Annotated in this window: 24 protein-coding genes and 1 tRNA gene; 2 read left to right on the forward strand and 23 right to left on the reverse strand. The window is 43.1% G+C overall.

Translation table 11 applies throughout. The features are described from left to right. Positions 1-3 precede the first annotated feature (3 nt). A tRNA-Arg gene (locus IR135_RS01730) sits at positions 4-75 on the reverse strand. 196 nt (positions 76-271) lie between these two features. On the opposite strand from IR135_RS01730, the gene clpP reads away from it, so the two are divergent. Both clpP and IR135_RS01740 read left to right on the forward strand, forming a co-directional pair. After that, the gene (clpP, locus tag IR135_RS01735; protein WP_115886018.1) at positions 272-856 is read left to right on the forward strand and encodes an ATP-dependent Clp endopeptidase proteolytic subunit ClpP; all 585 of its coding nucleotides are present in this window, start codon (positions 272-274) and stop codon (positions 854-856) included. A 95-nt stretch (positions 857-951) separates the two neighbouring features. Beyond that, entirely contained in the window at positions 952-1,866 is a 915-nt protein-coding gene (locus IR135_RS01740; protein ID WP_135096132.1) for a TIGR01777 family oxidoreductase, read from the forward strand. An 86-nt stretch (positions 1,867-1,952) separates the two neighbouring features. Here IR135_RS01740 and whiA read toward each other — a convergent pair whose 3' ends face one another. The 22 genes from whiA to IR135_RS01850 form a co-directional block, all read right to left on the reverse strand. Continuing rightward, the gene (gene whiA / locus IR135_RS01745) at positions 1,953-2,897 is read right to left on the reverse strand and encodes a DNA-binding protein WhiA (RefSeq protein WP_135096134.1); all 945 of its coding nucleotides are present in this window, start codon (positions 2,895-2,897) and stop codon (positions 1,953-1,955) included. 27 nt (positions 2,898-2,924) lie between these two features. Beyond that, positions 2,925-3,899: a gluconeogenesis factor YvcK family protein gene (locus IR135_RS01750; protein ID WP_115886021.1), complete on the reverse strand. Its 975-nt coding sequence runs from the start codon at positions 3,897-3,899 to the stop codon at positions 2,925-2,927. After that, complete coding sequence (gene rapZ, locus IR135_RS01755) at positions 3,886-4,770, reverse strand: RNase adapter RapZ (RefSeq protein WP_135096137.1); 885 nt, start codon at positions 4,768-4,770, stop codon at positions 3,886-3,888. The genes IR135_RS01750 and rapZ overlap by 14 nt, the downstream gene beginning before the upstream one ends. A gap of 105 nt (positions 4,771-4,875) precedes the next feature. Continuing rightward, positions 4,876-5,811: a thioredoxin-disulfide reductase gene (gene trxB, locus IR135_RS01760; protein ID WP_115886023.1), complete on the reverse strand. Its 936-nt coding sequence runs from the start codon at positions 5,809-5,811 to the stop codon at positions 4,876-4,878. A gap of 60 nt (positions 5,812-5,871) precedes the next feature. Next, a complete protein-coding gene (locus IR135_RS01765; protein WP_135096139.1) occupies positions 5,872-7,293 on the reverse strand; it encodes a tetratricopeptide repeat protein in 1,422 nt (473 codons plus the stop codon). Then, a complete protein-coding gene (locus IR135_RS01770) occupies positions 7,290-7,775 on the reverse strand; it encodes an acyltransferase (protein ID WP_135096141.1) in 486 nt (161 codons plus the stop codon). The genes IR135_RS01765 and IR135_RS01770 overlap by 4 nt, the downstream gene beginning before the upstream one ends. 1 nt (position 7,776) lies before the next feature. Further along, entirely contained in the window at positions 7,777-8,664 is an 888-nt protein-coding gene (lgt, locus tag IR135_RS01775) for a prolipoprotein diacylglyceryl transferase (RefSeq protein ID WP_228063370.1), read from the reverse strand. Then, positions 8,661-9,590, reverse strand: a complete 930-nt coding sequence (gene hprK, locus IR135_RS01780) for an HPr(Ser) kinase/phosphatase (RefSeq protein WP_135096143.1) — start codon at positions 9,588-9,590, stop codon at positions 8,661-8,663. The genes lgt and hprK overlap by 4 nt, the downstream gene beginning before the upstream one ends. Before the next feature lie 104 nt (positions 9,591-9,694). After that, entirely contained in the window at positions 9,695-10,846 is a 1,152-nt protein-coding gene (locus IR135_RS01785; RefSeq protein ID WP_135096145.1) for a DUF4097 family beta strand repeat-containing protein, read from the reverse strand. 12 nt (positions 10,847-10,858) lie between these two features. Next, on the reverse strand, positions 10,859-13,687 hold the full coding sequence (gene uvrA, locus IR135_RS01790) for an excinuclease ABC subunit UvrA (RefSeq protein ID WP_135096147.1): 2,829 nt from the start codon (positions 13,685-13,687) through the stop codon (positions 10,859-10,861). 5 nt (positions 13,688-13,692) lie between these two features. Next, complete coding sequence (gene uvrB / locus IR135_RS01795) at positions 13,693-15,666, reverse strand: excinuclease ABC subunit UvrB (protein ID WP_135096148.1); 1,974 nt, start codon at positions 15,664-15,666, stop codon at positions 13,693-13,695. Between the two features lie 77 nt (positions 15,667-15,743). Further along, positions 15,744-15,989 (reverse strand): CsbA family protein, encoded by a 246-nt coding sequence (locus tag IR135_RS01800; RefSeq protein ID WP_135096150.1) that lies wholly within the window; start codon positions 15,987-15,989, stop codon positions 15,744-15,746. A 4-nt stretch (positions 15,990-15,993) separates the two neighbouring features. After that, entirely contained in the window at positions 15,994-16,629 is a 636-nt protein-coding gene (locus IR135_RS01805) for a YfbR-like 5'-deoxynucleotidase (RefSeq protein WP_135096152.1), read from the reverse strand. Beyond that, on the reverse strand, positions 16,630-17,217 hold the full coding sequence (locus IR135_RS01810; protein WP_135096154.1) for a TlpA disulfide reductase family protein: 588 nt from the start codon (positions 17,215-17,217) through the stop codon (positions 16,630-16,632). Positions 17,218-17,325: 108 nt separating this feature from the next. Then, positions 17,326-17,496: a hypothetical protein gene (locus tag IR135_RS01815; RefSeq protein WP_167753334.1), complete on the reverse strand. Its 171-nt coding sequence runs from the start codon at positions 17,494-17,496 to the stop codon at positions 17,326-17,328. Positions 17,497-17,714: 218 nt separating this feature from the next. After that, complete coding sequence (locus IR135_RS01820) at positions 17,715-19,469, reverse strand: CHAP domain-containing protein (RefSeq protein ID WP_167753335.1); 1,755 nt, start codon at positions 19,467-19,469, stop codon at positions 17,715-17,717. A gap of 348 nt (positions 19,470-19,817) precedes the next feature. Continuing rightward, on the reverse strand, positions 19,818-20,138 hold the full coding sequence (locus IR135_RS01825; protein WP_135096156.1) for a c-type cytochrome: 321 nt from the start codon (positions 20,136-20,138) through the stop codon (positions 19,818-19,820). A gap of 22 nt (positions 20,139-20,160) precedes the next feature. Further along, positions 20,161-21,262 (reverse strand): peptide chain release factor 2 gene (prfB, locus tag IR135_RS01830; protein WP_194194241.1). Its coding sequence is split into 2 segments (ribosomal slippage): positions 20,161-21,198 and positions 21,200-21,262, totalling 1,101 coding nucleotides; the frame shifts between segments, so codons are not numbered across the junction. A 15-nt stretch (positions 21,263-21,277) separates the two neighbouring features. Continuing rightward, positions 21,278-23,803, reverse strand: coding sequence for a preprotein translocase subunit SecA (secA, locus tag IR135_RS01835; protein WP_135096160.1), 2,526 nt, complete (start codon positions 23,801-23,803; stop codon positions 21,278-21,280). Between the two features lie 139 nt (positions 23,804-23,942). Continuing rightward, positions 23,943-24,503: a ribosome hibernation-promoting factor, HPF/YfiA family gene (gene hpf, locus IR135_RS01840; protein WP_135096162.1), complete on the reverse strand. Its 561-nt coding sequence runs from the start codon at positions 24,501-24,503 to the stop codon at positions 23,943-23,945. A gap of 44 nt (positions 24,504-24,547) precedes the next feature. Then, positions 24,548-25,231 (reverse strand): ComF family protein, encoded by a 684-nt coding sequence (locus IR135_RS01845; RefSeq protein WP_135096164.1) that lies wholly within the window; start codon positions 25,229-25,231, stop codon positions 24,548-24,550. Further along, the gene (locus tag IR135_RS01850; RefSeq protein WP_135096166.1) at positions 25,228-26,472 is read right to left on the reverse strand and encodes a DEAD/DEAH box helicase family protein; all 1,245 of its coding nucleotides are present in this window, start codon (positions 26,470-26,472) and stop codon (positions 25,228-25,230) included. The genes IR135_RS01845 and IR135_RS01850 overlap by 4 nt, the downstream gene beginning before the upstream one ends. Positions 26,473-26,513: the final 41 nt, after the last annotated feature.

Below are 26,513 nucleotides of genomic sequence, written 5' to 3' on the forward strand. Positions count from 1 at the left end.
TAGCACCCCCGAGAAGAATTGAACTCCCATCTTAAGAACCGGAATCTTACGTGTTATCCATTACACCACGGGGGTAGAATAATAAAAATTAAGCACATTTCATTATAGCAAGGAAACCGTCAGGAATAAAGACTAATTATTGACGAATTGCATAATTAAATAATATGATAAAGTGGTTATCAGATGAAGCTCTTTCTTTTGACCTTATTTGACTAATGTGTTATAAATATAATATAAAATAAATTAGTTCACCAAAACAGGAGGCAATATTATGAATTTAATACCTACGGTTATTGAACAGACAAATCGTGGCGAACGTGCTTACGATATTTATTCAAGACTTTTAAAAGATAGAATCATTATGATCGGAAGTGCAATCGATGATAACGTTGCAAACTCGGTAGTCAGCCAGCTGTTATTCTTGCAGGCACAAGACTCGGAAAAAGATATTTACCTTTATATTAACTCACCGGGCGGCAGCGTTACTGCCGGCATGGCAATCTACGACACAATCCAGCACATTAAGCCGGATGTACAGACAATCAGTCTCGGACTTGCAGCATCGATGGGCTCATTCCTGTTAACAGCAGGTGCTAAAGGAAAACGCCACGCGCTTCCGAACGCAGAAATTATGATTCACCAGCCGCTCGGCGGAGCTCAGGGCCAGGCTACTGAAATTGAGATTGCTGCGAAACACATTTTAAAAACTCGCGAGAAATTAAACAAGATCTTAGCAGAGCGCACTGGACAGCCGCTTGAAAAAATCGAAAAAGATACTGACCGCGATAATTTCATGACAGCAGAACAAGCTAAAGAATACGGTTTAATCGACCACGTCATGGAACCTGAAAAATAAAATAGTCTATTACAGGGAGTTTAAGTCACATACGTGACTTAAACTCCCTTTTCAATTAAAATGAAAGAAACACATGTATTGGGAGGTCGAAGCATTTGAACATTCTCATCACAGGCGGCACTGGTTTTATCGGTACAAAACTGACACAGGCATTCCGGAAAGACCGCCATCACGTTTACATTTTAACGCGCAGGGAACAAACGAGCGAACACCCTTATATACATTATATTAAATACGATGACAGTAATTTTAACAATTTGGATTGGACTGACGAGCTTCCCGATAGTTTTGATTTGATCTATAATCTCGCAGGGGCTTCTCTGAATGAAAAATGGACGGAAGACTATAAAGACTTAATCTTATCGAGCAGGCTGAACATGACCGGTATGCTTTCCCTCTGGCTTCAAAAGTCGGGTATTAAGCCACTTGCCTTTATAAATGCGAGTGCTGTCGGCTACTATCCTACAAGTGAAATTGTGGAGTACGATGAATTTGATCAGCTGTCGTCTACGAACTTTTTATCGGATGTCGTCAATCAGTGGGAAGCAGCCGCAGCGAATATCGAATCCCTCGGGATCCGTGTTGTGTTTTCCCGCTTCGGCCTGGTGCTTGATAAAGACAACGGTGCCCTTCCTGCCATGGAAAAGCTGTATAAAGCAAATATCGGCGGCGATATCGGAAGCGGCAGACAATGGTATTCCTGGGTTCATATCGATGATGTCGTTAATGCGCTCCTCTTTATCGGTGTCAATCAGGACATCAGAGGTCCGGTTAATATAACCGCCCCTGTGCAGGTCAGACAGCGCGAGTTTTCCAAAGTATTAAGTGCCGTGCTCGGCAAAGCGAACTTTTTTAAAACGCCGGCTTATTTAATTGATAAAGTCCTTGGCGAACGTGCCCTTCTTGTAACGGAAGGCCAGAAAGTTCATCCCCGTGTACTGATGAACAATGACTTTAAATATTTATATCCGACTCTCGAACAGGCGATGGAGAATATATACAGCGGATAAAAAGATTATATACTGTAAATGCCGGCTTCACAGCCGCTTTCAAAGACAAAAGAGGCATCCGAAAGTATTCGGATGCCTCTTTTTGCTTAAAATACCAGTTCTTTTCCGCTCCGCAGTTTATCTGCAATTTCGTCGAGCTTTCTGAGCCGGTGGTTGATGCCTGATTTCGAAATCGTACCGGTAGATACGGCTTCGCCGATTTCTTTTAATGTCATGTCCTGATGTTCGACGCGAATGCGCGCCACTTCTCTTAAGCGCTCCGGCAGTTCATCGATGCCGATTTCCGCATCGATAAATTTAATATTTTCCACCTGGCGCATTGCTGCGTTTATCGTTTTGTTTAAGTTCGCGGTTTCGCAGTTTACGAGCCGGTTAACCGAGTTCCTCATGTCTCTGACGATACGTATATCCTCAAATTTTAACAGCGCCTGGTAGCCTCCGATTAAACTCAGAAACTCCGCAATTTTTTCAGCTTCTTTCAAATAAATAATATAGCCCCGTTTCCGGTCGATATATTTAGCATTTAATTCATAGCGGTTCATAAGCTTCGTCACTGCTTCTGCATGTTCTTCATACAGCGAAGCAATCTCAAGATGATAGGCTGATGTTTCCGGATTATTTACCGAACCGCCGGCAAGGAAAGCACCTCTTAAATAACTGCGTCTGCAGCATTCTTTTTCTGTAATTTCATCCGTAATCGTATTTGTCAGCACACCGTCTGAAAAAATCTTCAAATCCTCCAGTACCTCTTTAGATTCTTTTTTAATGCGGCAGATGTAAACGTTGTTCTTTTTAAGCTTCATCTTTTTTCTGACAAGCAGATCAATTTCTATCTTATATACATTTTTAATTAACGAAAAGATACGGCGCGCAATCGCAGCATTTTCAGTCTGAACATTGATAACCCATTGTCCGTCAAAATAACTGACTGCGCCGTTCATTTTAATCAGCGCGGACAGTTCGCTCTTCATGCAGCACTCATCCACTTCGATTCTCGTTAATTCATTTTTCATTTCGGAAGCAAATGACATGCTACCACTTTCCTTTCAAAATCTTCCCTAATACTTCAATGTATCCGATTCATCAATTACAATGTCGTATATAATTTCAGCGAGCTTTTCATTATTATGGCGGACAACCCGCTCTTCATCAACGATAATCAAGTCATCATCTGTAATGATTTTTACACCGTGCTCTTCCAGTTTATCCCGCTCGCTTTTAATAATCTGGACCCCTCTGTTTTTATACGTTTCCGCCATTTCTTCATAGACGTCCCGTTCATTTAAAATAACGTAGTCAATCTCCCGCGATTTCAAATGTTTTTCAATTGCCGAGAGATGATCAAATGCGGACATGCCCATCGTTTCACCCGGCTGCTCGAGCAGATTTGAAACATATACTTTAATGCCGTCCGATGCTGAAACAGCTTCTCTTATCCCTTTTGGCAGCAGGTTCGGAATAATGCTCGTATACAGCGAGCCCGGACCGAGCACGATAATATCCGCTTCCAGTATTGCTTCAACAGCAGCTGGTGTCGCATCGATATTCGTCGGTATTAAATACATTTCTTTAATCTCTTTTTTCACTTTCGGAATATAGCTCTCGCCGATAATAATTGAATCATCAGCCATTCTTGCAGCGAGTTTCGGACTGACATTCGTCGATGGAATCACGGTTCCTTTAACGTTCAGTATTTTCGACAGCTCGCTGACGGCAGTTGCGAAATCGCCGCTGATATCATACATGGCAGCGAGCATTAAATTGCCGAGGGAATGACCTGATATTTCATCTTTTTTAAAACGGTAAGTGAACAGATGCTCGAGTTTCGTTTCGACTTCGCTTAAAGCTGACATAACGTTTCGGATATCTCCAGGCGCAGGCATATCGATCTGATCGCGGATAATTCCGGTTGACCCACCATCATCTGCCACCGATACGATAGCAGAAATATCCACAGGATATTTTTTTAAGCCGCGCGATAAAACAGCGAGACCTGTACCTCCGCCGATTATGGCGATTTTAATCTTGTTCATGGACTTTGCCTTCAATCATCGCATCGCGGTGGGTCGTGTTAATCGAAAATGCGAACTTCTCCAGCAGATCTTTTGCAAGGCGCTCGGACAGAGCAACAGAACGATGCTGTCCGCCTGTACACCCGATAGCAATCGTCAGCTGGGATTTACCTTCTTTTATATATTGAGGAATTAAATATTTAATCATATCATACAGTTTTTCGTAAAACGTATCGGTATCCTGCCATTTCATTACATAATCATAAACTTCTTTGTCGAGTCCGGTTAACGGGCGATACTCGGGAATATAGAATGGATTCGGCAGAAAACGGACATCGAACATCAAGTCCGCATCGATGGGAATGCCGTGCTTAAATCCGAAGCTCAGCACGTTAACGGCAAAAAACTGCTCGCGGCCTCCGCTGTATAAAGTGAAAATACGGTCTCTCAGCTCTTTCGGAGAAAGTTCCGTCGTATCGATAATGACGGATGCCCGTCCTTTTAAATCATCCAGCAGTTCACGTTCTTTTTTAATTGCTTCAAGCAGCGGCATACCTTCGTTTAACGGGTGGGAACGGCGCGTCTCCTTATAGCGGCTGACGAGTCTTTCATTATCCGTGTCGAGAAAGACGATGCGCAGCATAATACTTTCATTATTAAGAACCGTTTCCAGTTTTTGAATTAAATCATCAAAAAATTCTTTCCCTCGCAGATCGATACCGAGTGCGACTTTGTTCATCTTGCCGTCGGTGGACTCCATTAATTCCACGACTTTTGGAATAAGAATCGGGGGCAGATTGTCGATGCAGAAGTAACCTGTGTCTTCAATCGCTTCCAGTGCAACAGATTTTCCTGAACCGCTCATACCTGTAATTATGATTAAATTTTTCATAAAGCACACCCTCAAATTTACTTAATTTCACTCTTGCCGTTCATTTATATTATAACGGATAACGTTACGAAAAAAACCCCCTTCCGGGGGAATTTCTTCTATTAATTACTCACTGTCTTCCAGTTTTTCAAGGTAGCCCTGGGCATTTTGTGCTGCAAGACTGCCGTCGCCTGTCGCTGTGACAATCTGACGCAATGATTTCTCTCTGACATCGCCTGCTGCAAAGATGCCTGGAATTTCTGTTTCCATTTCTTCGTTTGTGACGATGTAACCTTCTTCATTTAAAATGCCTAAATCTTTAAACGGTGCTGTCAGCGGCAGCATTCCGATATAGATAAATACACCGTCTGCGTTGAAGTCATACGTTTCACCTGTGTTTTTATTTTTCAGCGTTACTGATTCCACGCGGCTGTCGCCATTAATCGACTGCAGTTCTGTATCCCAGATAAAGTCGATTTTTTCATTTTTAAAGGCGCGGTCCTGTAAAATCTTCTGAGCACGCAGCTCATCGCGGCGGTGAACAATTGTCACTTTACTCGCATATTTCGTCAGGAATACCCCTTCCTCAACAGCCGAGTCTCCTCCGCCGATAACGACAAGTTCGCGCTCTTTAAAGAAGGCGCCGTCACATACTGCACAGTAGCTGACACCGCGTCCGCGAAGCAGATCTTCGCCCGGTACGCCTATAGTTTTATACTCTGCGCCTGTTGCAACAATAACGCTTTTTGTGTGAATGTCTTCAGACGAAGTTTTCAGTATTTTAATGTCTCCGTCGAGCTCAACACTTTTAATATCGCCGTACTTGTATTCTGCACCGAACTTCTGCGAGTGTTCGAACATCTTAGAAGACAATTCCGGTCCTGTAATCATGCTGAAGCCGGGGAAGTTTTCAACTTCTTCCGTGTTCGCCATCTGTCCGCCAGGCACACCGCGTTCAAGCATGACTGTTTTCAGTTCTGCACGCGATGCATAGACTGCCGCCGTCATGCCGGCAGGTCCCGCGCCGATTATTACTACATCATAAATCGTTTTCTCTTCCATAATCGTTCTCCTTTAAGAAATTGTTACATACAATTATATAGGCTTTTGACCCGTAAATCATTATATCTGCTTTATTCTGTCTATCGCTTTATTCAGCCTGTAAACTGTCGTATTAAACATTTCAGCCAGCCCTTTTTTAGTCAGCTTCCGGCCAGCCGGGTACAAATACAGCGCTGCTGCCGTATGACTTTCAATGTCGTCAAATTCCTTATGCTTTTCATACAGATCGTGAAAAACATTAATCCACATCAGGAGTGTTTCTTCATCTCTGAAAGACTGATCGTAAAGTAATTCGAGCCCAATATGCATCCGCCCGAGGCGGACCAGCTTCAGCCCCTGGAATAAAAAGGTCACATAGAGCTTTTCATAATCATCAAGTTCCTCAATATGATCCCATATCGATAAACCGATTATCGCTTCCCGGGGTTCGACTTTACTGATTAAATACAAGGCGAGCAAACGTTTGTGCTGATCTTCGTCGTGCAGATACATGCTTTCCAGTTCGAGTATTTCTTCAGCCGCTTCTTCTTTTTTCCATGGACTGAACTGCTCATCAACTGGATGGAAGTTCTGCATGCGCGTCCAGTACATTTCAGATTCTTCATGTTTGCCGAGATGATAACTCGAAAAACTCAGCGCATGGAGCAGCTGGAAATTAATTATTTTCTGCTTCTTGTAAAGCGGGAACAATAGTTTATATGAGTGCTCATATTTCTGCAGGAAATTCAGCACGAGCCCGACTTTAAAACGCGCATCATCATCGAGCGGTTCGACGACCTCCAGTTTTTTTAAATAGGCGTCGTATTTATCAAACCGCTCCGTATGATAGTGCAGCAGGGTCATATGGCTGAGTGCATGCATATCTGTCTGATCATCTTCCAGCAGCTGCTCAAGCAGCGTCTCAGCTTCTTCAAACTTATTTAAAAACAAATAGGCCATCGCTTTTAAGTTTCTGAATTCGCGCTCTCCTTGAATTTCCACAGGCAGCGAATCAAGATAAGTAAGCGACTCGCCTACTTTGGCATTCATAAATAAATGCTGGAAAATCTGCTGGCCGATAAACCGCTCAGCCTCTTTTTCAAGTTCTTCCTCATCGTCGATTTCAACATCGAACATTTCTTCAAGCGTATCACCGTAACCTGTTTCCGGCCGGTAAGTCGAATATTGCACGCCGTATAAAAATGCTTTATTCGCGTCGTGCTTAATAATATTAATCTGACTTAATATATAAAAATACTCCGTATCGAAATCGTCTTTCACGAACGCTTCGATAATTAAATGTTCAGCCTCGTTGCCGAACCCGTTCTCAGCCATGACATAAACATATTCCGATAAATAATCTATATTATCCGGGTTTTTATCGTGTGCTTTTTTTAACAGCCGGAGTGCTTCTTTTTTATTATTCTGCTGTCTTTTCTTAATACCCTGCCTGTAGTAATGCTCTCCGTTTTGATCGAGAGAGATTACTTTTTTGTCCGTCATTCTGATCTCTCCCTTATTATCATCGGATTGCCGTAGACGAGTGCATTATCGGGAATATCTTTTGAGACCACCGTGCCCGCGCCGACTTTTACACCGCTGCCGATTTTAACACCCGGCAATACTGTTGCATTCGCACCGATCATCGTATTTTCACCGATTTCGACTTTGCCGATTCTGTATTCATCCGTTAAATATTCGTGTGTCAGTATCGTCGCATTATAGCCGATTATTGAATTCTGTCCGATTGTAATTAACTCCGGAAACATTAAATCAGGCATTGCTTTATATGCAAATGACACGTGTCTGCCGAGCTCCATCTTCAGGCCGCTCTGGTACAGCTTATGTTTCAGTTTTGTCGACGGCATAAAGCGTCCCGCTTCTATAACGATAAAGTTTTTAGCCACTTTAACTAAGGAAACGGTGCGGTACAAATGCCACAGCGGATTAATTTTAAAGCCCGTATGCCGGGTTAATTTCCTCATGCTACTTCTTCCTTTTTTTCTTCTTATTGACTGCAGTTGATTTCTTTATATGTCTTGGTTTATCTTTAGCTGCATAATTGCCGTAGACGCTGCCGTATTTCGGCAAATCGTATTTTTGCTGCCGGTAAATCATTATCACCAATGCACCGATAATCGTTATTACCGAAATCACCTGGGCTGTTCTCAGCATATCGCCAATCATTAAACTGTCGGTACGCATGCCTTCGATAAAGAACCTGCCGACTGAATAGTATATCAAATAAATGAGTACTGTGTGGCCGAGCGGTAATTTTGGACGTATTAATAATAATATAATTACACCGATAATACTCCATACTGATTCATATAAAAATGTTGGATGATAATAAGTGCCATCGATATTCATATGATTAATTATAAATTCCGGGATCATTAAATTCTCAAGGAATTCTCTTGTAACAGGTCCGCCGTGAGCTTCCTGATTAATAAAGTTGCCCCAGCGGCCGATGGCCTGACCAAGCAGTATACTCGGAGCCGCAATATCCGCTACCTGGAAAAAGCTGTAGCCTTTTACCCTCGTATAAATCAGGCCGGCAAGGAAGCCGCCGATCAGACCGCCGTGAATAGCCATGCCGCCTTCCCATACTTTTATAATATCCAATGGGTTAAAGAAGTAATAATCCAGATTAAAGAAGACATAGTAAAGACGCGCACCGATGAGTGAAAAGATAATGATATACATCATTAAATCCATAAATAAATCTTCGGGCAAACCTTTTTTTATCGTTTCCCTGTTTGCCAGATAATATCCAAGTATCATTCCGGTTAATATAATAATACCGTACCAGTGAATGGACAGCGGTCCGAGAGATATTGCCACCGGATCGATGGCAGAGTTCAAAATCATCATAAGCTGCCTCCGTTATTTTTGATTTTTTCGTTCAGACGGTCGTTAAATTCCACTGCTGCATTATGCCCCATCTGATTCAGACGGTGGTTCATAGCAGCGACTTCGATAATGCCTGCAAGACTTCGCCCCGGACGGATCGGAATGACCTTTTTTGTCACTTCGGAATTTAAAATGCTGATCTTTTTATCTTCGAGTCCGAGACGGTCATATGTATTATTATCCGTCCAGTTTTCAAGGTGTACATTCAGCATAATACGTTTTTCGGTGAGAATGCACCCGGCTCCGAACAGAGTCATCACATTGATAATGCCGAGTCCGCGTATTTCAAGCAGATGCTGAATCAGTTCAGGTGCGGAACCCATCAGCACATTTTTTGTCACTTCTTTAATTTCAACGTTATCATCCGCCACCAGCCGGTGGCCATTTTTAACGAGTTCAAGCGCCGTCTCACTTTTACCGATTCCACTTTCTCCCGTAATCAGAACACCTATGCCGTAGACGTCGACCAGGACACCGTGCATATTCGTTTCCGGCGCCAGCTCTTTCTCAAGATACGTTGTAATCCGGCTCGTAAAGTTTGTCGTATTATCTTCCGTAATCAAGAGCACTGTGTTTGTCTGGTTGCACGCTTCGATTAATTCAAGCGGCGGCTGCTGGCTGCGGGTGACGATAATACACGGTGTTTCTTTTCTACACAGCCGCTTCGCACGGTCTTCACGTTCTGACTCTGAAAGCACACGTTCAAAAAATGAGATTTCCGTCATGCCGAGTATCTGTACTCTGTCAGACGAGTAATGGGAAAAATATCCTGCAATTTCCAATCCGGGCCGCGACAAGTCAAAACTTAAAATTTCGTTATCAAGCCCCTTATTGCCGCCCCATATTTTTAAGTTGTATTCTTCGACTAAATCTTTTACCAGCAGCATCGCTGCACCTCCATCCGGCCTGCTTCTTTTCTATCATTTACCGTTACCTGTATTATAGCAAAAAACGGGCTGGCATTTGCCAGCCCTTTACTTGTTATTATTTTTTAACTGCGGTGCAGGGTTACACTGCCGACTTTCGTGCCCACTTCCAGAAACATTCCAGCTTCGTCTGTATTATTCACCAGCATCAGCTCTTTAAAGCCGATGTCCTGCTGTTTCATATAACGTGCATCGAGTTCAGGCGGATAATTAATCTGTCCGAGTACTGTAGATAGACGGCCCTCAAGCTCCCTGCCGCTGGGTACACTGATATTAATGCTGCCCATATTTGAATTAATAGTGGCTTCTTCAGTTTCTTTCTTAAGCGCGATATTAACCGAACCGTTTGAGGAAATATCGATAGTTTTCGCATCCAGATTGTCCGTTAAAATAGTACCGAGCATAGAGACGATCTCGATGCCTTTGTACTGTCCTTCGGATACTTTAATATTTCCTCTCGACGTGCGGAGGAAAGCATTTTTAGCTTGCACCTGTGCAAGTTCAATATCACCATTCAGGAGATCGACAGTTAAATCAGTGAATGATTTATCAGCGATTTTAACATTCCCGTTTGATGTCGATAAAATAATACGTTTCAGTGTTTCTTCAGTTACTTCAATCACGACGTTGACACGCGCAGACTTAACATCTGACACGATAACAAGTTCATCATTTTTGACTTCGCATATTATATCTTGGAAGTAATTTTTTTTCGTATCGAGTTTCCGGTAAAACGGTGTCACTTCGAATTTCACAACATTTGTACGCTCAGCTGGAACCAGCTCTACATTGCCGTTGGCAATATCAACTGAAATACTGTTAAACGGCGTTTCAACTGTTTCGATAAGCCGGTTTTTAGGACCTTGTGAAAACACAGAATCAAAAGATGAACCGACCGAATCAAATGCTTTCTCCAAACCGTCAAACAGCTGTTTTGTCTGGCGCCCGCTGCCGAGCTTACTTTTAACATTCGTATACGTATCGTTTACCTTGTCTTTGTTAACGTACTTATTAAACTCATCGACAAACTGGCCGACATAGTCGCCGAACAGGCCGCCTGATTCCGTATTGCGGGATGATTCACGATCCGCCTGCTGATCCGTTTCTTTATTTTCCGGTGCTGACTTCGCGTTTAAAGCCGACATCAGTTCGATTGCTTCTTCCGAAGTTATCTTGCCTTCTTCAAGCATTTTTAAAATGCGTTCTTTACTTTCCACTGATATTACCTCCTAATGGTTTCTGTTTAACCACTTCTTAAGATGATGTCCCGTGTGGCTGTTTTCATTGGCAATTACATCTTCTACTGTACCACTGACGACGATGTTTCCGCCACCCTCGCCGCCTTCCGGCCCGAGATCAATTATATGATCTGCAACCTTGATGACATCGAGATTATGTTCGATAATGACCACGGTATCCCCCTGGTCAACGAGACGCTGAATGACGCCGATTAAGTTTTTAATATCTTCCGAATGCAGGCCGGTTGTCGGTTCATCAAGTATATAAAGCGTTTTGCCGTTAGAACGTCTGTGCAGCTCGCTCGCAAGTTTAACACGCTGCGCTTCCCCGCCTGACAAGGTTGTTGCCGGCTGGCCGAGACGCACATAACCGAGTCCCACATCGACGAGTGTTTTGATTTTACGTTTAATTTTAGGCAGATTTTCAAAGAAATAGTATCCTTCTTCTACTGTCATTTTTAACACATCTGCTATGCTTTTGTCTTTATATTTTACTTCCAGAGTCTCTCTGTTGTAACGTTTTCCGTGACATACCTCACACGGCACAAAAACATCCGGAAGAAAATGCATTTCTATACGCAGTATGCCGTCGCCTCTGCACGCCTCACAGCGGCCGCCTTTAACGTTGAAGCTGAAGCGCCCTTTCTGGTAGCCCCGGACTTTCGCTTCATTAGTCTGAGCAAAGACATCTCTTATATCATCAAAAACACCTGTATACGTTGCAGGGTTACTGCGCGGTGTCCGGCCGATCGGCGACTGATCGATATCGATAATTTTATCGATATGCTCAATACCTTCGACTTTGTCATGCTCACCCGGTACTTCTTTCGTTTTATACAGCTGATGATGAAGACTCTTATACAGAATTTCATTAATCAGTGTACTCTTGCCCGAACCTGAAACACCTGTAACGAGATTCAGCACACCAAGAGGAATATTAACATCGATATTTTTCAGATTGTTTTCACGTGCGCCTTTAATCTTGAACACTTTTTTCTTATCCGGTTTACGGTAGTTTTCCGGCAGGGCAATTTCTCTCTTACCGCTTAAATACTGTCCCGTTAAGGAATTATCGTCCGCCATTACTTCCTTTGGCGTACCGTAAGACACCACTTCTCCGCCGTGTTCTCCTGCGCCCGGTCCGATATCGATTAAGTAATCACTCGCAAGCATTGTATCTTCATCGTGTTCAACAACTATCAGAGTGTTGCCGAGTTCTCTCATATCTTTCAGCGTATTGATTAAACGCTCATTGTCGCGCTGGTGCAGTCCGATTGACGGCTCATCCAGAATATAGAGCACACCGCTGAGGCGCGAACCGATTTGTGTTGCCAGACGGATCCGCTGCGCTTCTCCCCCGGACAGCGTACCGCTTTTTCTGTTTAATGTTAAATAATCGAGACCGACGTTTCTTAAAAATGACAGTCTGCTGTCTATTTCTTTTAAAATCGGCTCAGCAATCTCTTCGTTCTGAGCGGATAAAGAGATATGATCGAAAAAGTCGATGCCATCCTTAACTGAACGCTCAACAACCTGTCCGATATGCGCACCATCCACTTTAACCGCAAGTGCTTCATCGTTTAGACGGTAGCCGTCGCAGCGTTTGCATTCGATTTCCCTCATATACTGGCTCATAACATTTCTCGTATATTCAGAAGGACTTTCGTTATAGCGTCTTTCGATATTTTTCAGGACACCTTCAAATGCCATTTTCCGTTCGCGGACTACTCCATTATCCTGAGCAAATTTAAATTTAATTTCATCGCTGCCGCCGTTAAGAATAATATCTTTTTCTTTTTTACTTAAATCTTTAAACGGCACAGTCATGTCGATGCCGTAATACTCGCCTGCCTGAGTTAACAGCTGCGTGTAATATGTTGAACTGATCGGCTGCCATGTAGTAATTGCACCATCATTAAGTGAAAGATTAACATCCGGCACAACGAGTGATTCATCGACCGACATCTTCATGCCAAGGCCGTCACACTCTACACAAGCGCCGTACGGTGCATTAAAAGAAAACAGCCGCGGTTCAAGTTCAGAAATCGTAAAGCCGCATTCCGGACATGAAAAGTTTTCCGAGAAGTGCAGATCTTCCCCATCTATAACGTTAATCGTTACATTGCCGCCGGACTTCTGAAGGGCAACCTGCAGCGAATCAGACAAACGGGATTCAATTCCTTCCCTGACTGCGAGCCGGTCTATAACTACGTCAATATCGTGTTTTTTATTCTTACTTAGTTCAGGCACTTCTTCAATGTCATACATTTCACCATCGACAATGACACGTGCATAGCCTTCTTTGCTTAAATCAGTAATTAATTTTTTATGCTGGCCTTTTTTGCCGCGCATTACCGGTGCGAACACCTGAATACGGGTCCGTTCCGGCAGCTGCATAATAATATCTGTCATTTCTTCAATAGTCTGGGATGAAATTTCAATGTCGTGAATTGGACAGTACGGCGTTCCTGCACGTGCATACAAAAGGCGCAGATAGTCGTATATTTCCGTAATCGTTGATACTGTCGACCGCGGGTTGTTGCTAGTTGTCTTCTGGTCAATCGATATTGCTGGCGACAGTCCCTCTATCGTATCGACGTCAGGTTTCGACATCTGTCCTAAAAACTGACGTGCATATGAACTGAGCGACTCGACATAACGCCGCTGGCCTTCGGCATATATAGTATCGAAAGCAAGCGACGATTTACCCGAACCGGATAAGCCCGTCATAACGACGAGCTGGTCTCTTGGAATATCTAAATCTATTCCTTTTAAATTATTCTCTCTCGCACCCCTAATGCTGATGAATGGATTTTTCATGTAACTCACCCTTCTGCCTGAATCTCAAATATTGCATCTCTTAATTCAGAAGCTGTTTCAAAGTCCAAGTCTCTTGCAGCTTCCTTCATTTCTTTTTCCAGTTTCTCAAGCAATTTTTCGCGTTCTGATTTTGTCAGTTTCTTCGTAGCTGATTTTTTCTTCGTCTTGTCATCTTCTTTAATATCTATATGCGCACTGATGACGTCGCGGATTTCTTTATTAATCGTCGTCGGTGTAATGTTATGTTTTTCATTAAATTCAATTTGTGTTTCGCGGCGTCTCGCCGTTTCATCGAGTGCATACTGCATCGAATCCGTAATTTTATCTGCGTACATAATAACGTGCCCGTTGCTGTTTCTCGCCGCACGTCCGATTGTCTGAATCAGCGAGCGTTCGGAACGGAGAAAACCTTCCTTATCTGCATCGAGAATCGTAACGAGCGAAACTTCCGGAATATCCAGACCTTCACGGAGCAGGTTAATCCCAACCAGCACATCATAAGTACCGATACGGAGTTCACGGAGTATCTCAATACGCTCCAGCGTTTTAATTTCAGAATGCAGATATTGCACTTTAATACCTGCTTCTTTTAAATATGTCGTTAAATCTTCTGACATTTTCTTCGTCAGCGTAGTAATCAGAACGCGTTCATTTTTCTCTATTCTCCCGTGAATTTCTTCCATCAAGTCATCGATCTGATGTTCGGATGGTCTGACATCAATCGTCGGATCAAGCAGACCTGTCGGACGGATAATCTGTTCGACCATCTTTTTCGTATGTTCGATTTCATAGGGTCCCGGTGTGGCTGAGACATAAAGCAGCTGTTCTGCTTTCTCCTCGAACTCTGAAAACATCAGCGGTCTGTTGTCGAGCGCGCTCGGCAATCTGAAACCGTGGTCAACAAGCACCTGTTTACGTGCTTTGTCTCCGTTATACATTCCCCTGATTTGCGGTACTGTAACATGGGATTCATCAATCATAATAAGAAAATCTTTAAAGTAGTCGATGAGTGTATACGGTGTTGAACCGAGTTCCCGGAGCGTTAAATGAACTGAATAGTTCTCGATACCGGAACAAAAGCCCATTTCACGCATCATTTCGAGATCGTAATTAGTCCGCTGCTCTAAACGCTGCGCTTCAAGCAGTTTATCTTCGGCACGAAATTTTTTCAGCTGTTCTTCCAGCTCTTTTTCTATGCGTTCAATCGCGACTTTCATTTTTTCATCGCGCGTAACGAAGTGGGATGCCGGGAAAATAGCAAAGTGCTCGCGTTCTGCGTAGACTTCGCCCGTTAAATAGTCTATTTCACGGATTCTGTCAATCTCATCACCAAAAAACTCAACGCGTATACACTGTTCATCGCGTGACGCCGGAAATACTTCTACTATATCTCCGCGCACTCTGAACGTTCCGCGTTTAAAGTCGATATCGTTGCGGGCATACTGAATGTCTACAAGTTTACGTAAAAACTGGTTGCGGTCGAGTTCCATTCCCGTCCGGATGCTGACAACGAGATCGCGGTATTCTTCAGGATTACCGAGCCCGTAAATACAGCTGACTGAAGAAATAACAATAACGTCATCTCCTTCAAAGAGGGAACTTGTTGCGGAGTGGCGCAGTTTATCGATTTCGTCGTTGATCGATGCATCTTTTTCGATAAACGTATCCGTGCTCGGCACGTATGCTTCAGGCTGGAAATAGTCATAGTAACTGACGAAATATTCCACCCTGTTATTCGGGAAAAATTCTTTAAATTCACTGTATAATTGTCCTGCCAGTGTTTTGTTATGTGCAATAATCAAAGTCGGCTTGCCGATTCTCTGAATGACCTGGCTCATCGTATATGTTTTACCGGTACCTGTCGCACCAAGCAGTGTCTGGTGTCTTTGTCCGGAATTGATTTGCTCTACTAATTCTTCAATTGCTTGAGGCTGGTCACCAGCCGGCTCAAATTTAGAAACTAACTCAAAATCTGCCATTGTTTCGCCTCCACTTATTAATCTATACTATTTTAACAAAAATAGAGCAGAAATAACAAACATTTGTTCGGTCATTTCTACTCTTCATCTTCTCTATTAAAATTATCCAGCTCAAAAATCTCTACTATTATATACCCTACAAAAATCGATGCAGAATCTATGTAAATTACCCACTCGCTGGGGTAAAAACCTCTGTAAATCGATGTACCAAATAAAATAAAAGTCAGCATCACTGCAACATATTTATTACGCGTAAGACGCGTAAACACTACAACAGTCGTTGCCGGGACGACCATTGCCATCATGTACCAGTACAAATCCATCATACTACTCCCGGTTCAGAATGGCATTCGTTATTTCAAACAGCTCATCTTTCGGAATAAAACGTTCCGACAGCATTTCTGTTAAAATATTTTCCAGAAAATCCTGGACGCATAGTAAATGATCAAAACGTTTAATCGTCGCTAGCGACTCTTCATAGATTTCGAAAAATAGAGGTTCGGGATTGCGCTTTTGAATTTCACCAAAAGATTCGTAAAGCAGATCAATTTTATCTGCAACAGAAAGAATCTGGCCTTCCAGCGTACTGTCCTTGCCCTCTTTCAGCCGGTCTTTGTATATCTGCTGATATTCCGGCGGAAATTCGGTTTCTATAAACTTCTCAGTCATCGTTTCTTCAACTTCCAGAAAGAGTGTGTTCAGCTCAAGTGATGCATACTTGACAGGCGTTTTAATATCTCCTGTAAAAATTTCCGGATAATCGTGATTCAGTGCCTTCTCATATAAAGAACGCCAATCAACCTCATTGCCCTTATGCTCTTCAACCGTTCCGAGATATTGGGCAATCTTTGTCACTTTAAATGAATGCGCAGCAACGTTGTGCTCCTGGTATTTAAACTTGCCGGGACATCTGACAAGCTTCTCCAAATCGTTTAAACTTTTAAAATATTGATGTATTCCCATTTATTGACGCTCCTTTACATAGTTAATGTAATTCGTAATCAATTCCGGTCCTATTTCTCCAATATACGCACGTACTACTTCACCGTTCGAATCGATAAAGAATGTAGTCGGCATTAGGCTGATTTTAAATTCTTTTGTCATATCCGCCTCATCAGCCAGTTCGAAGACAGGGTACTGAACATCGTAAGTTTTCAAAAATTCATCGCGGTTTTTAACACTGTCATCGATATTGATACCGACGACTTGAACATCGCTGTCTGCCGTATCTTGTGCATACTCATTTAGCTCAGGCGTTTCCCTTTTACACGGTTCGCACCAGGAAGCGAAAAAGTTTACAACAGTCACTTCATTATCCTGAATAATATCTCTGAGCGGCTCCTCAGTATTGATTACAGCCTCTGACTCCGTGCCGAGCAAATTCAAACCGACCGCATGATGATTGTCGCGCCCTTCAGAATCCTGCAGCGTCTGCAGGCTTCTTTCTCTCATCTGATCGTCGGATACATTAATCACAGCACCAATACTAATACCGATGAGCAGAAAGAACGCGATAAAAACAACCGCAATAATAATTTTTTTCCCCGTCATCCAATCCACTTTCCCTCTCATATCATTTTAATCATTTTAACATACCGTACTGATAAAGTACCGTCTGGAGAGGTTAAGAAAATGTGAAGAATGAAGATATACTGTACCCTATATTTTGTGATTATCAGCCTGCCTGTCCTTCTGCCACTGCTTCCTCATTGCAGTTACTTTATCATCCAGCTTTTTAATCTGCTTGAATGTGAGCAAGTTAAGAATCCAGAGAATAATCAGAGAAGTCAGTGCAACAGATGTATTGTTGTCCTGTGAAATAATTTTCATTGAAGATAGATGCTCCCTTCTTAATAGTTCAATCTTGCTATTTCTTATAATTATTGAGTTTGTCGGACACTGTCGGTTTCACGGTGCCCGATATTTTGATTTTCCTTCTATATAGTATTAGATAACCTATTTTTAAAACTTTATTCAGAAGTATAAAAATAGCGGGAAACAGATCTATGTAAAATAGATCTGTTTCCCGCTGACTTTATTAATGTATATTAGTTAATGAAGTTATGGCTTGAAACTTGAGAAGCACTGATAGTTCTCGTGTTTAAATCACCAAGTCCTCCGCCGAACTGCATTTCTGATACTAGAATTGATCCATCACCATTAACACGTTCAACAACTGCAACATGTCCTTGGCCGTATGAACCATTAGTATGAGCTGGAGCCTGCATAATAGCGCCTACTGAAGGCGAGTTGCTTACAGAGTAACCTGCTGCTTGAGCATTAGACGCCCAATTCGTAGCATCTCCCCAACCGTTTCCAACTGATAGGCCCATAGAAGAACGTTTTTCAAATACGTACCATGCACATGAACCCCACTGGTAATAGTTCTTGCCATTGCTTGCACTTGAAACTGGAGTTGCTGCTGCAGGTTGTTCCTGAGCTTCTGCTTCTTCTGCTGCCTGTTCTGCAGCACGTTCAGCCGCTTCTTCTTCAGCTGCTTGTACTTCCGCGATTCTTTGAGCTTCAGCCTCTTCTGCTTCTTTTGCCGCCTGAGCTTCTGCTGCTACTTGAGCTTCAGCCTCTTCTGCTTCTTTTGCCGCTTGAGCTTCTGCTGCTGCTTGAGCTTCAGCCTCTTCAGCTTCTTTTACCGCCTGAGCTTCTGCTGCTGCTTGTGCTTCAGCCTCTTCAGCTTCTTCTGCCGCTTGAGCTTCTGCTGCTGCTTGTGCTTCAGCCTCTTCAGCTTCTTCTGCCGCTTGAGCTTCTGCTGCTGCTTGTGCTTCAGCCTCTTCTGCCGCCTGAGCTTCTGCTGCTTGAGCTTCAGCCTTTTCAGCTTCTTTTGTTGCCTGAGCTTCTGCTGCTGCTTGAGCTTCAGCTTCTTCGGCTTCTTTTGCCGCCTGAGCTTCTGCTGCTGCTTGTGCTTCAGCTTCTTCAGCTTCTTTTGCTGCCTGAGCTTCTGCTGCTGCTTGTGCTTCAGCCTCTTCAGCTTCTTCTGCCGCTTGAGCTTCTGCTGCTGCTTGTGCTTCAGCCTCTTCGGCTGCTAATTCTTCTTCAGTTGGTTCTTCTACCTCAACTGCTGGTGCAGCTTCTTGAACTTCTTCTACAGCTGGTTCTTCTTCTACCTCAACTGCTGGTGCAGCTTCTTGAACTTCTTCAACCGCTGGCTCTTCTTCTACCTCAACTGCTGGTTCAGCTTCCTGAACTTCTTCTACAGCTGGTTCTTCTTCTACCTCAACTGCTGGTGCAGCTTCTTGAACTTCTTCAACCGCTGGCTCTTCTTCTACTTCAACTGCTGGTTCAGCTTCCTGAACTTCTTCTACAGCTGGTTCTTCTTCTACCTCAACTGCTGGTTCAGCTTCCTGAACTTCTTCTACAGCAGGTGCTTCTTCAACTTCTGCTGCTGGTTCAGCAGCTGCTGATCCGTCAATTGAAAGTTCCTGACCAACAAAAATAAGATCTGAAGATAAGTTGTTCCATTTCATGATTTCATTGTAATCTAATGAGAATTCCGCTCCAATTTGCCCAAGCGTATCTCCTGGTTTAACTATGTATGTTGATTCATTACTAGCAGGAGCAGGTGCTTTTTCAGCTTCCTCTGGATTAACTGTCAGTACATCTCCCGGGAAAATAATATCACTTGAAAGTTCGTTATCAGCTTTTAAGTCTGCAACTGATGTACCAACTTCATTAGCTATTCCCCATAAAGTATCTCCACTGGATATAGTGTACTCGTCTGCTGAAACCGCTGTTGCCGCTACACCTGTGATTGCTGTCAAAGTTGCTACAGATACTACTGTTTTTTTCATAAAGTGAATTTCCTCCTACTAGATAATTAGTTTAAGTTTTATATAAGTTTTTTGTCTGATGTTTCCGCTCACATCTATCTATTACGACACGATTTAAACTATAGCATAAGAAAAATCGAAATTGTGCTTTGTAATATACTTGTAATATAAAAGAAATTTCTTAGAAATCTGAAGGTCTGAATTTTACAATACCAATATTTTTTCTATCTGCTTTTAAACGATGAACCTTGAAATCATCAATAGTAACTTAATTTACCCGATTATTAATGTACTGTAATATATACTTTCACATTCTTCGAAAATAAAAAAACACGGACATATCTATCATGTCCGTGTGCCAATCTTAAATTATTGCTGTTCCGACAGCCATGCCGCCAGTGCATCCAGTTCTTTTGGATCTTCGACGAGGCCGCCCGGCATGACATCTGTACCTTCAACAATCACAGTACGGATTTCATCTTCACTCAGTCTCGCACCGACTTCCTGAAGGTTCGGCCCGGATGCTCCTTCCAGATCCGCTCCGTGACAGCTGAAGCACGATGCGCTGCGGTAAATTGCTTTGCCGTCATCCACAGCTGCCTGTTCATCGCCTGTTTCTTCTTCACTTCCGCCGCATGCGCCGAGTAAAAGAACAATACTAAAGCCTGCAGTCAGCAGTATTCTTTTCATTTATTACAGACCTCCAATTATTTTACATACTCCAGCGCAGATAAGCGTGAATAAATGGCGAAAGGTCGCCGTCCATTACTTTATCGGTATTGCCGACTTCGTAATTTGTTCTGTGATCTTTAACCATGGAGTACGGGTGAAAGACATAACTTCTGATTTGGCTTCCCCAGCCGATTTCTTTCTGTTCACCTTTAATATTATCAATTTCCGCACGCTGCTCTTCCAGCTTCCGCTGATACAGTTTTGCTTTCAGCATCTGCATTGCCTGCTCGCGGTTTTTAATTTGCGAACGTTCATTTTGACAGGTTACCACCACACCGGTCGGCAGGTGCGTAATACGTACAGCCGAGTCTGTCGTATTAACGTGCTGTCCGCCGGCACCGCTTGAGCGGTAGGTATCAATTTTAATTTCATCAGTATTAATTTCTATATTAATATCCGTATTTTTAAACTGCGGTGTGACTTCGCACGACACAAACGACGTATGGCGGCGTCCCGATGAATCGAACGGCGATATTCTTACCAGACGGTGCACACCTTTTTCGGCTTTCAGCAATCCGTATGCATTAGGTCCTTTAATCGATAAAGACACGCTCTTCACACCCGCTTCGTCTCCGCCCTGGTAATCCAAAGTTTCGACTTTAAAGCCTTCGGATTCACTGTAGCGCTGATACATTCTTAAAAGCATTTCAGCCCAGTCTTGAGATTCGGTGCCGCCGGCACCCGGATGCAGCTCGAGCAGCGCATCCAGAGAATCGTGTTCACCGCTTAAAAGCAGGTTTAATTCATATTCTTCAATGGCTGCTGATGTCTCTTTAACTGATTCTTCAAGCAGTTCCACCAGTTCTTCATCGTATTCTTCGCGCAGCAGTTCATGGGATGTTTCAATATCGTCCAGGGAGCTGCTGAGAGAATTAAAGCCGTCGACAATTTTTTTCAGATAGTTATTGTCTGCGATAACTTCTGCTGCCTTATCGCTGTCGTTCCAAAAATCCGGATCCAGCATAAGCTCTTCATTTTCCTGTATTTGAGTCTCTTTTTCTTCTAAGTCAAAGAGACCCCCTAAAGTCATTTAATTTCTCTCTTTTTTCCTGTAAAAAGTTTTTTACTTCACTTAATTCCATATTGTATCCCCTAACTTATTGTCCGTGACAGTTTTTGTATTTTTTGCCCGAGCCGCATGGACACGGGTCATTTCTGCCGACTTTAACCTGGCGTTTGACCGGCTGCTTTTTCGCTTTCGGTTTTCCGTCGCCTGTATGCATTTGTTTTTTGTCAACGACCTGCTCGCGCTTCATTTCCTCATCCGTACGGACAGTTGTTTTCAGCACATATTTCGCAGTGTCATCTTCAATATTAACAAGCATGTTTTCAAACATCTGAATACCTTCGTTCTGATATTCCCGGAGCGGGTTTATCTGACCGTATGAACGGAGGTGAATTCCTGTTCTCAGCTGATCCATGCTGTCGATGTGTTCTACCCATTTCTGGTCCATCGTGCGGAGCATCATCATGCGTTCAAATAACCGCATTTTCTCTGTACCGAGCGTTTCTTCTTTCTCGTCAAGATGAGTTTTCACTCTGTCCATAACAAGGCTGAAGATTTCATCCGGACCTTTGCCGCGGATATCATCAATGCTGATTGCATCTTCAGGAAGATACATCTCCGTGAGCGTTTTAACGTATTGTTCATAATCGATATCTTCTTCATTGTCGAGGTCGTAAAACTCTGCAGTACGCTGCACAGACCGTTCAATCATATCGTTTAACAGTCCGGAAACATCATCATGGTCGATAATTTCATCGCGTTCGCCGTAAATAATTTCACGCTGTTTACGGAGTACCTCATCGTATTCAAGCAGTCGCTTACGCGCATCGAAGTTATTGCCTTCCACCCGTTTTTGTGAAGATTCCACACCGCGGGAAATCATTTTGCTCGTCAGTTCCTCTTCGCTCATGCCCATGCGCTCCATCATGCTTTGAATTCTCTCGGAACCGAAGCGGCGCATTAAATCATCTTCAAGCGACAGGTAGAATGTACTTTCCCCAACATCACCCTGACGTCCGGAACGCCCGCGGAGCTGGTCATCGATGCGTCGTGATTCGTGACGCTCCGTCCCGATTACCGCCAGGCCTCCAAGTTCTTTTACGCCGTCGCCAAGTTTAATATCCGTCCCGCGCCCAGCCATGTTTGTCGCAATCGTTACTGCGCCTTTTTTACCGGCTTCTTTAATAATTTCCGCTTCACGTCCGTGGTTTTTCGCATTCAGAACGTTATGACGAATACCGTGTTTTTTCAGCAGATTTGAAATCAGTTCACTCGTTTCAACAGCAACAGTACCGATTAGAATCGGCTGTCCTTTGCGGTGACGTTCGATAACATCATCCACGACCGCACGCAGTTTAATTTCTTCAGCCGCGTAAATTTTATCCGTGTTGTCGATTCTAGCCACCGGCTGGTTCGTCGGGATTTGTGTCACGCGCATATTATAAATGTTCATGAACTCTTCTTCTTCGGTCTTCGCCGTCCCTGTCATACCTGACAGTTTGTGGAACAGCCGGAAGAAGTTCTGGAAGGTAATCGATGCCATCGTGCGCGATTCATTTTGAATATCCACACCCTCTTTTGCTTCGATTGCCTGGTGCAGACCATCAGAGAAACGGCGGCCTTTCATCGTGCGTCCCGTAAACTGATCGACGATCAGAATACCTTCATCTTCAACGACATAGTCTACATCGCGTTCCATTGAATAGTTCGCTTTTAGCGCCTGATTGATATGATGCAGCAGACTGACATGCTGAACATCATACAGATTATCGATCTTAAACCATTTCTCCGCCTTTTCCATGCCGGATTCGTTCAGCTGTATATTTCTCGTTTTAATATCGTAAGTGTAGTCTTCTTCCTCTTTCAGCATTCTCGTAAACTGATGAGCTTGTAAATAATACGTTTCCCGTTCTTTTGCTTTACCTGAAATAATTAAAGGCGTCCGCGCTTCATCAATTAAGATTGAGTCAACCTCATCAATGACGGTAAAATTTAAACCGCGGAGTACACGGTCCTGCTTATAAGTCACCATGTTATCCCGTAAATAATCGAAGCCGAGCTCGTTATTTGTTGTATACGTAATATCTGCCGCAAATGCTTCGCGCTTTTCAGTGCTGTTTTTAGCATTCAGGTTTAAGCCGACTGTCAGTCCAAGGTAGTTATACAGCACTTCAAGTTCAGCCATTTGTATTTCAGATAAATACTCGTTGACCGTAATAACATGCACGCCGCGTCCTGTCAGCGCATTTAAATACACCGGCATCGTCGCTGTTAAGGTTTTACCTTCCCCGGTTTTCATCTCTGCAATATCGCCTTTATGAAGCGCGATACCGCCCATCACCTGAACTTCGAACGGTTCCATGCCGAGCGTACGCTTGGCCGCTTCTCTTACTATCGCAAATGCTTCCGGCAGTATGTCGTCCAGTATTTTTTCTTCCTGTTTTCTATCACCCTCAGCAGACTTCAGCTTTTCCTGAAATTCCGCTGTTTTATTTTTAATATCATCATCGCTTAATTTTTCTGTTTCCGGTGCCAGTTCAAGCACCTTTTGTGCCTGTTTACGCAACGTTTTTAACTCTCTTTTGTTGCCGTCGAACAATTTATCCAAAACACCCATGGATTTTCTCTCCCTCATGAAAAATTACCTGTTTATACATCATTACATTTTACCACCATTATAGAGGAAAATAAAATATGTAACATCAAAAAACCCCGAAGGCGGGTAAACCGCCGTCAGGGTTTTAAGCAATTTGACATTAATTTGTTTCGATTAAGCCGTATTTGCCGTCTTTACGACGGTAAACAATACTGGTACCATCAGTTTCTCTATCATTAAAGACAAAGAAATCGTGACCGAGCATATTCATCTGCAGAACTGCTTCTTCAGAATCCATCGGTTTTAAAGTGAATTCTTTAGAACGGAAAATTGCAATCTCGTCACTATTCTCATTGTCTTCTTGTGCGCCGTTTTCGAACGCTGATGCATTGAAGAAATCGGCCTCAGGGTTTTTCTCTCTGAATTTGCGGTTGATCTTAGTTTTATGCTTGCGGATTTGTCTTTCCAGCTTGTCAATTACTAAATCGACAGCAGCATAAAGATCATCGTGTCCTTCCTCAGCACGCAGCGTTAAATCTTTCATAGGAATCGTAATTTCAACCTTGCCCCGTTTGTTATTACGTACCTTGATGTTTACGTGTGCATGAGTGTTTGGTACATCGTTGAAGTAACGTTCAAGCTTACCGACTTTTTCCTCGATGTGATCGCGGATTGCGTCTGTTACTTCAATGTTTTCGCCTCTGATTTCAACTCTAATCATGATGAGCCCTCCTTATAAGTACCTTGTTTCTTATCTTCATTATATCAAATGTGCTGAGTTTTTGAAAACGTAAACACATCAATATTCTGAAAATTTAAATCTTTGATGACATCAGCCGCCTGATGCACTGTAATGCCAGTCGTATAAATGTCATCGGCTATAAGTACACTCTTACCCGATAAGTTCATATCTTTAACATTTTCCAGTAAATAAAATGGATTTGTGCTGCTCAGCCGTTCATGTTTTGAAAGTTCCGACTGTCTTTTCACCTTGCCTGTGCCGAGCATATTCGTATAAGTCACACCAGCTGCTCTCATAACAGCTGACGTCTGGTTATAAGTCCGCTCTTTCAGCCGGGCACTCGACACAGGCACCGGCATGACATAATCGTAACGTTTAAAATTAAATGAAATAAGCAGAGCCAGCACTTCACTGAGTGCATAATCTTTCACAAATTTATAACGGTGCATCAGCATTTTAATCTCTTCATTATAATCTGTCGCCGTATATATTTTATTTACAGCGGGATAAAGATCTATGAGGACGTGACAGTCCGCGCAAATATCCGCTTCTTTTCTTACAAGCTGATGGCATCGGCCGCACCTTTCTCCCGGATATTTAAAATTCAGGGCAGCCCGGCATGTTAAACATAAGGGCTCATTTTTTGTAAACAGCGTAATCAGTGTCATTTCTTCTTTAATAACGTCATGGCAGTATAGACATCTCAAAGTGCCGTCCTCCCTTTGTTAAATTGACTGATGGCAGCAAGAGTGCCCCGGATACCCGAAGTATTAAAATCCGTTATAAGCGAAATATTTCCTGTCGGATCTTTTGGTTTACGTCCGACGCGCCCGCATATCTGGATTAAACTTGCACTGTCGAACCGGTGCGCGTCGACCACGATTACATCCAGATATAAAAACGTTACTCCACGTTCCAAAATAGTAGTCGTCAAGAGTATGTCAAGTTCCCCGTCACGCATCAGCTGCACTTTTTCATACCGTTCAGCATCTCCGCTGTAGACCGATTCTAAACGGCTGTATTTCTTTTTCAAAAGCTCAGCAGCTGCTTTCATCATAGTGATATCCGGAAAAAAGACCAGTACTTTTCTGTCTGCTTTAATAATATTATCGAGCAGTTCTGTAAGCTTCGGCGGGATCTGCTTCTTCTTTATATACCTACCGGAATTCTGCCAGATAACTTTCGGCACAGCTAAATCATAACCGTGATAGCGGCGTGCGATTGTAACAACATTGTCTTTTCCAACAAGCAATTTCATTTCCGCTGTCGGCGTCGCCGTCATCAGAATAATCGATGCATCTTCCGCTGCCGACCGTTTAACTGTTTCCATTAAAAGCGGTTCTTCCGGCAGCGGAAAGGCGTCGACTTCGTCGATAATAATCACATCGTAATGATCGATGCAGTTAAACAGCTGGTGCACGGTACAGACGGTAAACATATGAGAGAATACTGATTTGACGCCGCTGTACATTAAATCAATGCGCACTCCTTTAAAGGCATCGGCGAGTCTTAAATAAACTTCCTTAACAACATCGATTCTCGGCGATACGAAAGCCACATTCAAACCGCTGTTCCGTGCATATTTTATCCCTTCAAATGTTATTTCAGTTTTCCCTGCGCCGGTCACTGCGTACAAAAGAAGATTGTGATTATTTTTAATTGCATCAAGCAGTCTCGTACTCGCCGCCTGCTGTATATCATTCAGTTCAAAATCGAGAGCGTAGTCAATATTATCCCGCTGCCTGACAGTCTCATATCCGTACAGCGGATTAAGAGAGTCCGACCGTCCGAGTGCTATACAGTGAAGACAGTAAGTAATGTCTGTCTCATCATATGAAGAGTAATACGTATAAAACAAATCTTTATCCCGGTTGCCGCAGCGGAAACATCTGTTATCTTTTACTCCAGCTTTGAACATAAGGTTCGGAGCGCCGTGTTTTAAAATCATAATATTCCCCCAAGAAAAAAACCGCAGCCTGAATAAGCTGC

The sequence above is a fragment of the Jeotgalicoccus nanhaiensis genome (assembly GCF_015235105.1).
Classification (GTDB): domain Bacteria; phylum Bacillota; class Bacilli; order Staphylococcales; family Salinicoccaceae; genus Jeotgalicoccus; species Jeotgalicoccus nanhaiensis.

Coding starts and splice junctions, on each gene's coding strand:
- clpP (WP_115886018.1), top strand. CDS start 272: ATGAATTTAATACCTACGGTTATTGAACAGACAAATCGTGGCGAACGT.
- whiA (WP_135096134.1), bottom strand. CDS start 2,897: ATGTCATTTGCTTCCGAAATGAAAAATGAATTAACGAGAATCGAAGTG.
- IR135_RS01750 (WP_115886021.1), bottom strand. CDS start 3,899: ATGAACAAGATTAAAATCGCCATAATCGGCGGAGGTACAGGTCTCGCT.
- rapZ (WP_135096137.1), bottom strand. CDS start 4,770: ATGAAAAATTTAATCATAATTACAGGTATGAGCGGTTCAGGAAAATCT.
- trxB (WP_115886023.1), bottom strand. CDS start 5,811: ATGGAAGAGAAAACGATTTATGATGTAGTAATAATCGGCGCGGGACCT.
- IR135_RS01765 (WP_135096139.1), bottom strand. CDS start 7,293: ATGACGGACAAAAAAGTAATCTCTCTCGATCAAAACGGAGAGCATTAC.
- IR135_RS01770 (WP_135096141.1), bottom strand. CDS start 7,775: ATGAGGAAATTAACCCGGCATACGGGCTTTAAAATTAATCCGCTGTGG.
- lgt (WP_228063370.1), bottom strand. CDS start 8,664: ATGATGATTTTGAACTCTGCCATCGATCCGGTGGCAATATCTCTCGGA.
- hprK (WP_135096143.1), bottom strand. CDS start 9,590: ATGCTGCTGGTAAAAGATTTAGTCGAAGAATACAACTTAAAAATATGG.
- uvrA (WP_135096147.1), bottom strand. CDS start 13,687: ATGAAAAATCCATTCATCAGCATTAGGGGTGCGAGAGAGAATAATTTA.
- uvrB (WP_135096148.1), bottom strand. CDS start 15,666: ATGGCAGATTTTGAGTTAGTTTCTAAATTTGAGCCGGCTGGTGACCAG.
- IR135_RS01800 (WP_135096150.1), bottom strand. CDS start 15,989: ATGGATTTGTACTGGTACATGATGGCAATGGTCGTCCCGGCAACGACT.
- IR135_RS01805 (WP_135096152.1), bottom strand. CDS start 16,629: ATGGGAATACATCAATATTTTAAAAGTTTAAACGATTTGGAGAAGCTT.
- IR135_RS01810 (WP_135096154.1), bottom strand. CDS start 17,217: ATGACGGGGAAAAAAATTATTATTGCGGTTGTTTTTATCGCGTTCTTT.
- IR135_RS01815 (WP_167753334.1), bottom strand. CDS start 17,496: ATGAAAATTATTTCACAGGACAACAATACATCTGTTGCACTGACTTCT.
- IR135_RS01820 (WP_167753335.1), bottom strand. CDS start 19,469: ATGAAAAAAACAGTAGTATCTGTAGCAACTTTGACAGCAATCACAGGT.
- IR135_RS01825 (WP_135096156.1), bottom strand. CDS start 20,138: ATGAAAAGAATACTGCTGACTGCAGGCTTTAGTATTGTTCTTTTACTC.
- secA (WP_135096160.1), bottom strand. CDS start 23,803: ATGGGTGTTTTGGATAAATTGTTCGACGGCAACAAAAGAGAGTTAAAA.
- hpf (WP_135096162.1), bottom strand. CDS start 24,503: ATGATTAGAGTTGAAATCAGAGGCGAAAACATTGAAGTAACAGACGCA.
- IR135_RS01850 (WP_135096166.1), bottom strand. CDS start 26,472: ATGATTTTAAAACACGGCGCTCCGAACCTTATGTTCAAAGCTGGAGTA.